Annotated in this window: 12 protein-coding genes; 5 read left to right on the top strand and 7 right to left on the bottom strand. The window is 66.6% G+C overall.

From position 1 onward, the window contains the following. Positions 1–29: 29 nt before the first annotated feature. From C8K30_RS04950 to C8K30_RS04935, 4 genes are all read right to left on the bottom strand, one after another. Complete coding sequence (locus tag C8K30_RS04950; RefSeq protein ID WP_108491703.1) at positions 30–1,019, bottom strand: hypothetical protein; 990 nt, start codon at positions 1,017–1,019, stop codon at positions 30–32. A gap of 40 nt (positions 1,020–1,059) precedes the next feature. After that, a complete protein-coding gene (locus C8K30_RS04945; protein WP_146197338.1) occupies positions 1,060–3,237 on the bottom strand; it encodes a phage tail tip lysozyme in 2,178 nt (725 codons plus the stop codon). A 56-nt stretch (positions 3,238–3,293) separates the two neighbouring features. Then, positions 3,294–4,598 (bottom strand): hypothetical protein, encoded by a 1,305-nt coding sequence (locus tag C8K30_RS04940; RefSeq protein WP_108491701.1) that lies wholly within the window; start codon positions 4,596–4,598, stop codon positions 3,294–3,296. A gap of 130 nt (positions 4,599–4,728) precedes the next feature. Continuing rightward, the gene (locus C8K30_RS04935; RefSeq protein WP_199230333.1) at positions 4,729–5,151 is read right to left on the bottom strand and encodes a hypothetical protein; all 423 of its coding nucleotides are present in this window, start codon (positions 5,149–5,151) and stop codon (positions 4,729–4,731) included. 412 nt (positions 5,152–5,563) lie between these two features. Between C8K30_RS04935 and C8K30_RS04930 the strand changes: the two genes are divergently transcribed. Next, the gene (locus C8K30_RS04930) at positions 5,564–6,040 is read left to right on the top strand and encodes a helix-turn-helix domain-containing protein (protein ID WP_108491700.1); all 477 of its coding nucleotides are present in this window, start codon (positions 5,564–5,566) and stop codon (positions 6,038–6,040) included. Here C8K30_RS04930 and C8K30_RS04925 read toward each other — a convergent pair. Further along, positions 6,021–7,253 carry a hypothetical protein gene (locus C8K30_RS04925; RefSeq protein WP_146197337.1) on the bottom strand — a complete coding sequence of 411 codons (1,233 nt, stop codon included), beginning with the start codon at positions 7,251–7,253 and terminating at the stop codon, positions 6,021–6,023. The genes C8K30_RS04930 and C8K30_RS04925 overlap by 20 nt on opposite strands. Before the next feature lie 485 nt (positions 7,254–7,738). Between C8K30_RS04925 and C8K30_RS30215 the strand changes: the two genes are divergently transcribed. Then, positions 7,739–8,200, top strand: a complete 462-nt coding sequence (locus tag C8K30_RS30215) for a hypothetical protein (protein WP_146197336.1) — start codon at positions 7,739–7,741, stop codon at positions 8,198–8,200. A gap of 91 nt (positions 8,201–8,291) precedes the next feature. Further along, positions 8,292–9,140, top strand: coding sequence for a hypothetical protein (locus C8K30_RS04915; RefSeq protein ID WP_146197335.1), 849 nt, complete (start codon positions 8,292–8,294; stop codon positions 9,138–9,140). A gap of 87 nt (positions 9,141–9,227) precedes the next feature. Here C8K30_RS04915 and C8K30_RS04910 read toward each other — a convergent pair whose 3' ends face one another. Then, positions 9,228–11,162: an AAA family ATPase gene (locus C8K30_RS04910; protein WP_158280935.1), complete on the bottom strand. Its 1,935-nt coding sequence runs from the start codon at positions 11,160–11,162 to the stop codon at positions 9,228–9,230. 187 nt (positions 11,163–11,349) lie between these two features. On the opposite strand from C8K30_RS04910, the gene C8K30_RS30635 reads away from it, so the two are divergent. Together C8K30_RS30635 and C8K30_RS30630 are read left to right on the top strand one after the other, a co-directional pair. Further along, entirely contained in the window at positions 11,350–12,192 is an 843-nt protein-coding gene (locus C8K30_RS30635; protein ID WP_158280934.1) for a hypothetical protein, read from the top strand. Between the two features lie 10 nt (positions 12,193–12,202). After that, positions 12,203–12,364 (top strand): hypothetical protein, encoded by a 162-nt coding sequence (locus C8K30_RS30630; protein ID WP_158280933.1) that lies wholly within the window; start codon positions 12,203–12,205, stop codon positions 12,362–12,364. A 69-nt stretch (positions 12,365–12,433) separates the two neighbouring features. Here C8K30_RS30630 and C8K30_RS30210 read toward each other — a convergent pair whose 3' ends face one another. Further along, a complete protein-coding gene (locus tag C8K30_RS30210; RefSeq protein WP_146197333.1) occupies positions 12,434–12,739 on the bottom strand; it encodes a hypothetical protein in 306 nt (101 codons plus the stop codon). Between the last annotated feature and the right edge of the window lie 352 nt (positions 12,740–13,091).

Raw genomic sequence — 13,091 nt, 5'->3', positions numbered from 1 at the left:
GACAGACCTACCCTGGGTCGATCCTTCGTTCATCGGTTACCGCCGTCGTTCTCGCCCGGTCCGGCAAACTGCTCGATCTGGGGGATCGACGGCGCGCCCAGAGCAGTGCTTGAGGTGCGTTGGTACTGCATGCCGGTGGTGGTCGTCGTGACCTCGAGCTTGTCGAAGACCCCTGCCGTGCCGTCGTGCGTGTAGCGAGCACTGGCCCAGGCGAGGACCTTGTCCGTCACCGTGTCCCGGCAGAGCCAGACGACTTGTGCCTGGTTCGTCGTGCCCGAGGCGTAGAGCGACTCGAGGTCTGGCATCACTGTCGCCAGGCTCCAGGTGTACGTACGCGGGTCAGCGGGGACCCGGCCGTCGTAGCGCACGTACCAGGCGTATCGGGGGTCGATCTCCGACGCTGCGTCGAACGAAGCTGCCGTCGACCAGCTGTACGCCTCCTGGTCCCCGACCAGATATGCGGACGTGCGGAACAGCGGGGCGAGCTCTCGACGATGCTCGGCGAGGTCGCGCATGGTCCGGTTCGGTGTGCCGTTGTTCGGGCTCGGTTGTCTGCTCGCCGCGCGGTACAGCCCAGCGAAGGCCTGTTGCGCCGTCACGACTTCTTCGGCGTCCGAGGCCGCCGCCTTGCTCAGAGCCGGCACCTGTCCCGCGTGGTCCCTGTCCTGGGCGATCGTCTCGGCCGCGGCCGCCTGCCTTCCGAGCTCGACGAGCCGGGCCTCGTTGCGTGCGCGGCTCGCGTCGTAGCTCTCGCCTGTCACGCCCATCGCGACGGCGAGGGCAACCATTCCCACACCCATGGTCGCGGCGAAGACACGCCGCAGCGACCCGCTCCGATCCTGCGAGGTGCGTGCCGTAGCCCCCCGCCGCTGGCGCATCACCCAGTCGTCGAAGCGTGCTTCGAGCTCAGCTGCGGTGCGGTGGCGACACGGCACCGCAGCGGCGGCCTCGTCTCGGGGCGCCGAGCCAGTACGGCCCTGCTCCGGGCTCGCCTCGTTCTGGTCCTGGGGTGTCGTCACGGTACAAGCTCCCTCCTTGATGTACTTGCTTCGTCGGCACTCAGGTCCTGACCTGGGCCGCGATCTGGTCGTTCTCGACCATGTCCGAGACGTCGACGAACTCCCACCCGCCGTCCTTCCACTCGGAGACCTCGACCCAGCGCACCCGGCCGGGAAACTGGCAGTACGCGGCCTCACCGATGAGGATCCGGTCGCCCGCGACGGCCAGGACGACGCCCGTGTGCCCGGCCACGGACGTGTTGCCGTGCGAGAAGACCGAATACGGCGCCGGAGTGTTCGTGGTCTGCTTGCCCATCACGCCCGCCATGGCCCCGGCTACGTCGACGCCGTTGCCCGGCGTGTAGCCGCCCTGGTAGGAGGTGTACTTCACGACGAAGTACCAGGAAAAGCTCACGCAGTTCTCGATGTAGCTGCCGTTGCACTGCCCGGGACCGCCGCCCCGGAAGGCGTCCCGCAGCACCTGGTCACCCTCTGCGTTGTAGAGGTCGACGAGCGCCTGGGCGTGATCTTCGGACATCCCCCCGGCGGTGAGGCCGGCGTTCTCGCCGACGGCGGTGCATCGGCCCAGGACCGTGCTGATCTCGTTGCTGACCCTGTCGAGGATGCTGCCGACGATCTCCTCGACGTCCCCGACGACGGAGTCGTCGGCCGCCCAGCCACTCATCTTGCCGAACCACATCTCGGCGTCGGCGGAACGCTCAGCCACCATCGCGGCGTTGTCGGCGGAACGCTCCCACCGATCGTGGAAGTGGACCGCTGCCGCGCTCGGCGAGCCCTGTGAGGTGGTGATCATGTCCCTGAAGACCGCGACGTCGCCCGGATTGTCGCCCTCGACCATGAACGCCAGCTGCGCTTGGACCGTGTACCAGTCCAGCCCCTTGCTCTGGGCGTAGTCGAGCAGCATCAACGTGCGCCCGTTCGACCACTGGCCCAGCCCGATACCACCGTGGGCCTGGCCGGCGATGTGAGTGAAGTCCGTGTCCCATGCTGCTTGCTTGCGCGGGCCGATCCGGTAGGGCTCGTCGAAGACGGCCTCGACGGAGGTCGGGTCGATGCCCGACTCCTGTGACCAGTTGCCCAGGACGCCCGCGATGTTCTCCTCTGGCATCCCCCAGCTGCTCAGTACGGAGTAGACGGCCTTCGCATTGGCCTCTGTGGTCGCCGAGACTGCAGCACCGGACCCGGCACCGTGACCGGTGTCGATCACGCAACCTGATAGGCCAGAGGCCGCGTGACCGTCGGTGAGAGCTCGCTGGTCGATGACACCGGAGACGACCGTGCCCACGAGCGCGATCGCGGCCAACGAGGTGGCTACGCCCGATGCCACAGCCGCCACCGGTGCGACCGTGGCACCGGCGGTCACACCCAGGACCGCACCGACCGTGTTGGCGACGAATCCACCGATGGCCATGAAGGGTGCGGCGAGTGCGTGACCGACCGTCTTGGCGAGGTTGACGACGAACATCCACATCGCGTTCGCGGCATTGGCCGCCAGCGCAACGGACGCGAAGAACATCGACTTCAGCCACTTGAGCAGCGCCATCGTCATGAGTACGCCCATGGCCGGAGGCGCGGCCATGGCCCCGCCGCCGACAGCGGCTGCCTTGATCACTTTGCCACCTGCGCCGTCCTGCCCGTTGCGAGGACCGGTTCGATAGCCGGTGCCGCCGGCGCCCAGGTGGCGCCCGCCCGCCGGCCCGGCATCTCGGCCGGCGTCGGTGACCGTGGCAAATTCACTGGCACGGTTCTTGGCGGCGTCGATGCCGACGCCTTGCACCGCTGCGGCGGGTAGGCCGTGTTGGCCACCCCGTAGGTCACTGTCGAGGCCGCTGGCGAGAGCCTTGCCCGCATCGCGGCGCACGGAGCCATCTCTTGTGTCCGGGGCCGTCAGGCTGCCCACCCTGCCGGCGCCATCCGTCCGGCCTTGAGCGTCGTCCGGTGACCGGCCGGGTCCGCGCCCCCTCTCCGCGGGCGCCGGGACCGGCAGGTGCTTGCGCACGCCGCGCCCGTCGCTGGCGCCCAACGGGCGTCGCTGGCTCACACCCGATCCGTCTGTACCGGTATCGGCGCGTCCAGGGTCGTCCGTTTCTGGGGCCGCGGTGTTCAGGTAATTTGCCTCATCGCCTGGTGCGCTGGCCGTCGACGAGTTGCCCTGGGCGGGGTCCGGCGTGCTGGAGCGGGCCGTGCCGTCCAGCTTGCTCGGCTTGTTGGTGGCCATGAGGTCTTCCTTCCCGGCTCGAGGCCTGGACGCCGTGTTCATCGCCCCGCGTGCGCTCAGTAGAGCGTCGTCAGGAAGGCCGGGTCGTCGCGGACGGTGCTGTTGGACCGCACATCGCGCAGCTCGACCTCCAGCCGCAGGAGCTCGAGCAGGAGCTCGGACTGGTACTCCGCCTTGCCCGTGGCGTAGTCCTGGTACGCGCGGGACAAGTTGTTCATCACGTTCGTCAGCGGCCGCATCGTCAGGTCCGAGGGCTGGTAGTCCTCGGTGAGGCTGGAGCCGTCCGAGAGGGTCCACTGCATGTCCCCGACCTGGTCGTTCGCAATATCTCGGCCTTCCTCGAGCTTCGCCGCGAGGAGCTCGGCATAGCTCTGTCCGGAGGGCACCAGGGCATCGAGATATCCGTCGTAGACGTTGCCCGAGCGCCAGTCGAGGTCGAAGCCGCCCGGGACGACGTGGTCCGTCTCCAACGTCAGTGTGGAGACGCCGTCCTTGGCCTCGGCGGACGACACCCCCGTGACCTCGTCGCCGGCCAGCGACGCGGGCGCTGGTGGTGGGCGGAGGAACAGGCCGTCGACTTTCGTCATGCTCAGATCGGTCGTGTAGGCCTCGATCTGGGCCAGGCTCGTGCGCATCTCGACGAGCTTCTGGTCCAGCGGGCCGCGGGCAACGGTCTCCTGTGCCTTGAGCACGACGTCGTAGTAGGCCCGGGCGGGGTCGAAGACCAGCGAGTCCAGCGCGGGAATCTCCTCAGCGCCCGATGCTCCGGGATTGACGAAGACGCGCCATTGGTCGTGCCTGGCGAAGGTCTGGTCACCGCCCAGCTCATCAGGGTTCGCCGTCTCGTCCTGCTGGGCGACGGACAGCTCCGCGTTCGCCCGGACCGTCAGATTCAGGACCTGGCGGTCGAACGGCTGTGTGGCATCGAGCAGGACACCGACGTATCCCGTCGAGCCGAAGACGTGGAAGGAGCCCTGGATCCCTTCGGTGCTCACGGCCTCGCTGTTGAGCGAGGTGTCCGAACCGAGCAGGAACGCCTGGTAGTCGGCCGCGTTGTACGAGATCTGCGCACGCTTGTCGAAATGCATCATCACCAAGGCCTTGTCACGGTTCGTGTTGGTGTAGACCCCGTCGACGTCACCGCCGAGATCTGTCTTCGAGGTGACGAAGCCCTGGGTGTACAGGGCCGTCTGCGACAACGCATCGCGTCCCGTGGTGAAGGACGCGACCCCCGACCCTGCGAGCACGGCCGCGCCGGTGACCGCGAAGATGCCGACGAACACTCCGAAACGTTCGATCGCGTGATGCGCGTCGAGCTTGAACTTCCTGCTCAGGGCCAGCGCCTTGTCCTGGATGCTCATGTCCCCACCTGCCGCTCGTGCGCTCGTTCGTGCTCGGGCGATGCCTCCGAGCCGGGATGAGGGCGGCCGAGATCGGGGTGATGCCTCCTGCACCCATCGGTCGCCTTGGTCACGTCAGGCTTGATGGGCCTTATGTCGGACCACTACCTGTCCTGGCCTGCCCGCCGTAGAGGTCGTCCCGAACCGCGGCACCGTCCGCGACGGTCTGAACGATGATCGTGCCGCCGCCAAGGTCCTCGATGGTCTGCTGGCCACCGGAGCCGACTGTCTCGATGAACTGCCATCCGCCGGTCCCCAGGGCGCCTCCGCACAGGATGAGCAGGGCGACGGTGCCCCAGCTCGACTGTTGACCGGCAGTCTGCGGGCTGGCGATGAGCTTCCTGATCAGGAGCACCCCGCCCCAGACCAAGCCGACGGCCCCCAGGAGCATGAGCACAAGACCACCCCAGAGCTGGATCTGGGCCCTGGCGTTCTCGAGAAAGCTGGTGAGGTCCCAGGCGGCGCTCGGTAGCGGGGCTGGTATGAGAACTGCTGCCTCGTGGATCTTCGTCATCGATCTTCACCTCTCGGATCGCTCGTGACGTGACGCCGAGCCACAAGACAACGAGCACGAACGGATGCTGAGAGGGCGCGAATACCTATCGCTGAGACGGACCGGCACGCACCCTGGCCAGGAGCCTCGAAGACCGGACGGGCCGACGATCCGCCGGCCGGACCCGAGTCTCCTCGCATGCGTGCACGTCTCCGGCAATTAACATACACCATGCGAATGATCTATGACATAGGTGAATGGTTCCTCTGTTGCGTCGGCCATGGGCGGGGGCAAGGTGTCGCAGCCAACATCGGATCTGTGGAATACGCAGTGCTACCTGTGTAACCTGCTGTTCCAGCACTGCTGTGGCAGGGTCGGCTCCGACCCGTACGAGACCACGTGCCAGCTCACCTGACCAGGAGCAACGACCCTAATGAACTCACTGCCCGGAGATCTGTTCGCCCGCGCACTGCGTCAGACCCGCCTGCGCCTCGGCATCAGCCAAGCGGAGCTGGCCAGGCGCATGGGCGAGAGGCTCGGCATGAACGTCGACAACTCGGCCATCACTCGGATCGAGCAGCAGACCCGCGCGGTCCGGCTCGACGAGGCGGTCGCCGCCGCCGCTGCCCTTGGCGTGCCCCTGATCGCGCTCGTGAGTGAAGACGCGACGCAGGAGAACGCGTCCGCGCTCCGCGAGCGCATCGCTGAGCTCGCGGCGGCCGAGCAACGGTGGGACCAGCAGGGTCAAGACGTCGTTCGACTGTCTCGGGAGGTCCAGCTGCTGACCGCCGAGCAGATGCAACTGGACGACCACAGCGCCCGAATCGCCCCGGCTGCTGACGGTGACTACGAGCTCGATCCAGAGCACAAGGCTGCTATCGACGCCCGGGTCAAAGACCCAGGCGCATGACGCTGTTGCGGGCCGCCGGGTTGAACTCTCGGTCGTAGACGTTCACCGTCTCCGCCTTCTGCCACCGGCCGGCCCGCATGATCTCCTCTGTGCTCGCACCGTTGCGCCTTGCCTGCGTGACGTGACCGGCGCGCAGACTGTGGAAGCCGTAGGCCGACGGGTCCATCCCGGCCTCTGCCATGCGTCTGCGCAGCATCGTATGCAGGGCGTCGCCGCTGACGCCGACCTCATGGATCCGCGCGTCCTTCCGGTTGCGGTACGTGGCGCGCAGCAGGGGAGCGGGCAGCGCCAGGTCCGACCCGTCGATGAGCGGGTCACTCCCATGGGCTCCGCACACGTGCGTGTCGAGCTGGTGCCCGTAGAGCTGCCGCATGGCGAGCTGGCGGCGCGTCCGCGGCTCGGCGGGCGCCGAAGTACGCAGCAGCGCGACCCATCGGTGCACCGCACAGGGTGCACAGGTCCTCGGCGTCCGGCCGAACGGCAGGACGACGACGTCGGGAAGTGTGTTGTCCTGGTCCGCCTTGGAGCGACCCACACGAAGGTGGATACCGTCGACCGGGTGGAGCTCAAGACTGCTCAGCCGCAGAGCGGCGGCCTCGCTGCGCCGCAGCGCACCAGCGAAACCGAGCCACAGCGCAGCCGCGTCCCGCGTCGCCGAGACACCCGCGGGGTAGACGTCGTGCGGCATCGCGTCGATGACCCGCGTTACGTCGTCAAGCATCAGTGGCCGCTTGCGGACAGGCCTTGTGGCCCGCAGCTTCGCCAAACCCCTGACGAGATCGCCCACCGCCCGGTGGCCGGTCGGATCGAGGTAGCCGTCGCGTAGGTGCCGGTCCGCCACACCAGCCAGATGTTGACGGATCGTGGACAGCGCAAAGCGGGGGCGACCCCAGTCGTCGACCTGGGTCGACATCCAGGCCACATACCACCGCACGACCTGCGGGTGCACGGGCAGCGGTTCGAAGCCGTAGGCTTCGCAGAAGCCGGCGAATGATCGCCACGCCTTCTCGTAGGCCCGCCGCGTGTTCGCCGACAGGGTGTGGGTCTCGAGATTCCGGGAGACTGCTTCGAGCTCGTGCAGCTCCTCGTCGATGTCGGAGTCGACGACCTCCGGCGGCGCATCGGCGGCCGCGAGATGCGCCCTACGTCCCAGTCCGTTCACCATCGTCACCGCTCTAGTGTCGTTTACGTCCCCGCTGAAACCGGTGGGCAAACGAGGTCGGATTCTTGGAGCTCCACGTGCCGACGGAGTGATGGTGATCGACCTGCCATCTCATCTACGGGGGAGCGATCGTCATACCCTGCAGCGGCCAGGTGCCCAGCCCTGACGTGACCGCCGACGACAAGCGCTCACCGTTGGCTGGGTGGCACGCCATCGATCGGAAGGCCTGGCGCTGCCCGGCGCACGTCCGGTGCTTCACCCGGTCAGGAGTCGAGTTTGACGGGTGGTGATAGCCCGCGGCCTGCGCTGGCCACTACGGTCATCACCATGGCAAAGTGCGAAGCGTGTATGGCGCTCGAGGACAGCAATCGACGAGGTTCCGGACATGCTGACCTCGTCAAAGTCGGCGACCTTCGCGAGATGACGAACGGACCGTCGCGCGCGGATGAGCAGGACTATGAGTGCAGTGCGTGCGGTTCGAGGTGGATGCACGAGACCGGCAACGCAGGCTTCGGCTGGATCGACCAGTAACCCTCATGGCAGCCGTTCCCACGGGCGGATTTGAGTTCGACGAGATCATCTACGTCGTCCTCGGCGGCGTGATCCTGGCCGCTGTCCTCGCGGTGATCAAGTGGATCATCAAACCCCTGGCGGCCGCCTGCCGTACCGGCCTCGCAGGCTCCAAGTCCCAGTTCAAGGCGGACGCGGCAGACGAGGCTGCGGCACGCCTCGTCGTCCTGCGTGAACAAGTGCGAGCAGTCGCAGAGGAGCAGGGCCTGAGGGTGGCTGATCATGCGACCGGCCACAACCCGACGATCGTCACCTATACCGATGGCAGCGTGTCCGCACACTTCTCTGGACGAGCCGCTTACATGCGGGCAGTAACCAATCGGACGGTGGATCCACAGCGATCATCCCCCAGCAAACCTCCGCGGCCTATCGCCGAGTGGGACGAACAAACCCTTCAGGACTGGCTAGACGAGCACACGGCACGATGAGCCGTCCACCGGTAGACGAGGCCTGGCCGCCACAGATCCGTATCGACCTGAAAGGTGCCTGATGAGGTGGAGCCCCACGCACCTGCCTGAGATGCGCCAGGATCTCGTTCGCCAGTTTCGCCAGCCGGGGCACCCGGACGAGACCTCTGACGCCGCCGCCTATTGGCGATCAAACGCGCGGCGTGCTGAGGACGCGTCCCTGTGGTGGGTCAGCGCCGACATGGGCCGCGTCGCCCTGGACGCATCGACAGACATGCCCGAGTGGACCCCTGCCAGCGTCCTGCCGGCCGCGACCGGGCTCATCGCGTTCGCCGACCCCATGCCCGACGTCATCGTCTACGGGCTTCCTCGCTCGCTGTGGCGCACCGATCCAGACGGACAGCCGACCCAGCCGACTGTGCCGCTGTCCGCCGTGTTGTGGACGCTCGACGAAGGCCTGCTGCAACTGGTCAAGGTCGCCCGATCCGAGCACATGAACGAGCGGATACCGGCCACTGGCCTCCCGTCTCGAACGGTCCTGGAGCCGGTAGGCGCGGTGACGGGGATCCCGTCGGCTGATCCTGTGAGCCCTGATGTGTGGCAGCACAGCGGGAACGGCGCCCTGGTCGCGATGCTCGGGGCTGCGTGGACGCTTATGCAGCAATCGACGGTCGCTAGCACGCGCCGGGTACAGCCGGGCAGCAAAGCCGCACGACGCCGGGCGGGCGCGGACCCGGGCGTGACGGTGATTGACCTGCGCCGCATGAAGCACGTCGACACGGCACCTGGCATCAGCGGGCGTACGTACCGTCACCGGTGGATCGTGCGCGGCCACTGGCGCCAACAAGCTCACGGACCTCGCCAGGCACTGCGTCGACCGATCTGGGTTCCGTCCTACACCAAGGGGCCCGCGGGAGCTCCGCTGAAGACGAGCGATTACGTGCACGTCTGGCGTCGATAGCGATTGCGGCAAGCCGGTGCGCCAGACCGGCCATCCAGCATGCCAAAGCGGCCGCCCCTGGGTCACGGCCGAGCACGGATCGGCCCGTTACGTATGGGTGGCGTTGATCTTGCGTGCCAGCGCTTCGAAGTTGTTCAGCGTCGTCTGTGAGAGTTTCTCGACCTTCGTCGGGTCCCGAAGTAACACCTCGGCGGGGCGCCAGTGGTCGAACTTGCCGTCGAGCGCCTCCAGCCGCAGGAGTAGGCGGTCAGGATGATCTGGCAAGTCGCTGACCTTGTGCTTCTTGTTGAACGCGGCGTTGTACAGCACGAGGTAGTCGCCCGCGGTGAACAGATCCTCGATGTCGCTGTGCTTCTGGTCGAGGACCGCACCGACGAAGATGACCCGTCCGCCGTCGATCTTGTTTGCCTTGATCGCGGCCTCGACCTTCCCGCCGCCCTCGGTGCCCGAGTCGAGCAAAACGGTGACGGAGACCTTGCGCCCTAGAAGAGAGACGAACGCTGGAACGTTCGAGGCTCCTCCCGCGGGGAGGACGCGCCAGCGATCGTCGAGTCCGTCGCGCCCTTGGTCGTGGAGGTAGCGACTGATCACGTCGAGGTAGGCGAGATCCGAGGGGCCCTCGACCAGCAGGTTCCGTTCCCCGATGAACAGGTTCTGCGACAGGTCGTAGCCGAGCGCAGCCTGTAGGGGGAACGCGCTGTCCTCCCCGACCTCCAGCGCGTCAGACGAGGTGATCGAACCAACCTCCTCGCCGCGGTCCTCCACGACGCGCACACGCTCGATCTGCTCGACCATGAAGGGGGAGTGCGTCGTGTAGATGACCTGGCCCGATGGGGCGAGGCGGTCGTTGATGAAGCGCAGGAAATCCCGCTGAGCCTTCGCATGGAGAGTGAGCGCAGGCTCGTCGAGCAGGATCACAACGTCGTCATCTCGTTCCTCAAACTCGCTGAACGCGGCGAGGAACGAGAAGAACCACTGATAGCCCGATGAGCGCAGTGAGAAGTTGTTGGTGAAGTCATGCTTGCGATCTTCTACGCGGAAGTTGAGGTAGCGCGCCACGGTCGTCTCACCCTGCGGCAGCGTCACGGTCTCCGCTTCGATCTCGACCTTGATCCTGAGTTCAGGGTTGGTGCTCCAGTACTTAGCCATCTCGCGAGAGAGGTCGCTGGAGACGGCTTCGAGCTCGGCGGTGCGTGACTCGAACTCAGCGTCGGTCACCGAATCGACATCGGTCTCAGCCAGGCGCAAGAGCGCACGGGCAGTCTGCTTGGACGACGCGCCGGGTTCCTCGTCCTCCTGGGTGCGTAGCGCCGCGACGTCGACCCGGCCCTCAAGGTTCTGATAGGCAGCGAAGCGAAAGAACTGTGGCAGCCGCGTGCGGATGATCGTGCGCGCAATCGCTCCGAGGTCGTTCTTGGCGTCGACGAGGGTCTTGATTCTCTCCAGCGCGGCGGCATCTGCCGCGGCCCTCTCGACTTCGGAGTCTTCGTCGTCCGCGGAGTCACTCAGTTCAACGTCGTCGCTCACAGCGGGCGTAGGCACGGGGGTAAGGGCTTCCCTGAGCGCGGCGACAGTGCCATGCGTCTTCAACAGCCCGTCCGCCTCGGGGTGGTCTTGGAGGACGTTCCGCATGAAGCGATCAACGTCGACCGGGACATCGATCCAGAGCTCATCGTCGTACTGCCGGCCAGCTGTCACGGTCTTCGGTGCAGCGACGCCCTCGCCCAGCGCATTGCTCAGCGCTGCCAGGTCGTGCTTGTCCAGTTCGAAGGTCGCCTCGATCGGCGATACCTCTGAGAGATCTTCATTCCTGCCGTCGCGCTTCCAGCGCCACCGCGGGTAGTCGTCACGCTCGACGAACGTGTCGCCGTACACCGGGTTCAGCCGGTAGAGCGCGTCGAGCATCGCCGACTTACCCGACTCGTTCATCCCGACGAGGGTCGTCACGTCGTCCTCGACCTTCACATCAGTCGAGTCGAGCACGTTCCTGTACCGGCGAACCCGGAACGACGTCAGCTTCATCGAGCATCCTCCCCGAATGGTGGGCACTGCGAGGCGAGCGTACTGGGAGCCACCGACACTGCCGGGTAGGTCCCGTCGTAAGCCTGGGGACTTCACCTCATGGGGGGCGCACACGCGGGCTGGGTTCCTGGTAAGGGCTCTTATCACGGCATGAAGATGCGTGCCCGTCGCGTGACAGGCTGGGGAGATGACCAGCACGCTGCCCGATCTCTGGCTCGACTGGTGCGCCGTCACCGGGACGCCGGTCGGCCGCCGCGACCAGGCGACACTGGACCAGTTCTCCCGCCAGGCCAGCCCGTCGCACGCGCTGCTGGGCACGTTGCGGCCCAGGGAGACTGAGGAGCATGTGGCGTCCGCATGGCCGGCGGAACTACGCGCCGACTCCACCTCTCTCGAGCGCCTCGTGCGACACGGCTCCGCCCGCATCGAGAACCCAGCTACCCACTGGGTGACGCGACTGAGACTGCGCCGGCTGCTGTTCGCCGCCACACTGCTCGCCCCGGTGGGCCACGGAGGCCTTGGACTCACCCGGACCGAAGCGCTCGGCCTCACCCCGCGGGGGCTGCAAGACCTTCGGCCGCAGATTCGGCAAACACCAGACGAACCTGCGTGTCCGGCATGCGCCGTGTGGTCCTGGCTCGATGTCCTCGGCACGAACGGCACTTGGACACACCGATCCGTGCGCGCTCTGGCCCATCAGCGCGACGAACCTGCCGGGTCGACACACCGCCATCAGCGCAATGACCCGAGCCCAGGCTGGGCCGACTGGCCCGATCATCCGGGTCTTCTGCCATGCATCGATCAGTGGGGTTACATCAGCCGCCACGCCTCGATGCACCCGTCATCGCTCTCGGCCGTCGTTCGGACCGTGACGACCATGGTCGAAAGTTCGCCCCCGGCCTACGTGCCAGCTACGCCAGTGCGGCGTTCACCCACGCGCTACGTCACCCCGGAAGAGGAGGCCGCGATCCTTGCCCGAGCTGACGAGCTCAACGCACGGATCACCAGGATCCTCAACGAGTACGGATAGAGTCGCACCCATGGGATTCGACTGGGAGAGCATCCTCGACACCAGCGGCACCGGCGTGGCCGAGGCCTACGATGATGTGGTTTCGCAGCACATCGACCGCGACGACTCCTATGCGGGCTACAGCGGGCCGGTCCCGGTTGGTATGGAGCAAGAAGGGGCCGTGGACCGGTAGGCGGAGTGTCGGGGACAGGCGCGTCCACAACGTCGGACGGCGAGCTTCAATACCGAACCGTCTCGTGTGTCAGGTAACGCTGAGAAGCCGTCCGATCTCGATCTTGCCCGCCTCGGGGACGCGCGGCCAGTCTGCGACCATCCTGGCGGCCAGGGCCTGGAGGTCCCGTCTGGCCATCGCGCCCGTCCTTGGTGGGTGGGCTGGCTCCGCCAATAGAGGCAAATCCGATTCACGAATCTTCAGCTCATCCTCGACACGAACGGCGGGAATCTCGCCACCGGCGACGCGCTCACGCATCGCGTTCGGGTGGCCGTAGTTTGCGTCCTGCGGTTCATGAACGCCGTACGGCCGCTCGAGCGATGAAACAACCGACATCGTCGACCTCACAGGTGTCGATGAGCTGTCTCGTTCTTCCCGCGTTTTCCGCGGCGAGCCCCGTTCGAGTCCGTCCCTCGTCCCGCAGGCCACGGTGGGCAAAAGCGGTCTGGCGTCTGCCTGGATCGGTGGCATCCCGGATGCAACCTTGTCCTCCACGATAGCCGGGAGTGGCTGCGATTCCAACAGGCAAGAGCGGTGCAGTTGCGATTAGCACAATGCTAGAGGTCGCCGCTGTGGCGTCGGCCGTGCTAGCCGGTCTGGAGTCGATTGCCTGGCCTGGGAGGCGTGTTCGGTGGTCGGCTGAGGGCGTGCTCTGGTTAGTTGATGAGTTGATGGCTGGCTTGCTTCC

This window comes from Promicromonospora sp. AC04 (assembly GCF_003058225.1).
Classification (GTDB): Bacteria; Actinomycetota; Actinomycetes; order Actinomycetales; family Cellulomonadaceae; genus Promicromonospora.
Note: the sequence above shows the minus strand (reverse complement) of the source record. Positions and strands in the feature narration are given on the sequence as shown.

Coding starts and splice junctions, on each gene's coding strand:
- C8K30_RS04945 (WP_146197338.1), bottom strand. CDS start 3,237: ATGGCCACCAACAAGCCGAGCAAGCTGGACGGCACGGCCCGCTCCAGC.
- C8K30_RS04940 (WP_108491701.1), bottom strand. CDS start 4,598: ATGAGCATCCAGGACAAGGCGCTGGCCCTGAGCAGGAAGTTCAAGCTC.
- C8K30_RS04935 (WP_199230333.1), bottom strand. CDS start 5,151: ATGACGAAGATCCACGAGGCAGCAGTTCTCATACCAGCCCCGCTACCG.
- C8K30_RS04930 (WP_108491700.1), top strand. CDS start 5,564: ATGAACTCACTGCCCGGAGATCTGTTCGCCCGCGCACTGCGTCAGACC.
- C8K30_RS30215 (WP_146197336.1), top strand. CDS start 7,739: ATGGCAGCCGTTCCCACGGGCGGATTTGAGTTCGACGAGATCATCTAC.
- C8K30_RS04915 (WP_146197335.1), top strand. CDS start 8,292: ATGCGCCAGGATCTCGTTCGCCAGTTTCGCCAGCCGGGGCACCCGGAC.
- C8K30_RS04910 (WP_158280935.1), bottom strand. CDS start 11,162: ATGAAGCTGACGTCGTTCCGGGTTCGCCGGTACAGGAACGTGCTCGAC.
- C8K30_RS30635 (WP_158280934.1), top strand. CDS start 11,350: ATGACCAGCACGCTGCCCGATCTCTGGCTCGACTGGTGCGCCGTCACC.
- C8K30_RS30630 (WP_158280933.1), top strand. CDS start 12,203: ATGGGATTCGACTGGGAGAGCATCCTCGACACCAGCGGCACCGGCGTG.
- C8K30_RS30210 (WP_146197333.1), bottom strand. CDS start 12,739: ATGTCGGTTGTTTCATCGCTCGAGCGGCCGTACGGCGTTCATGAACCG.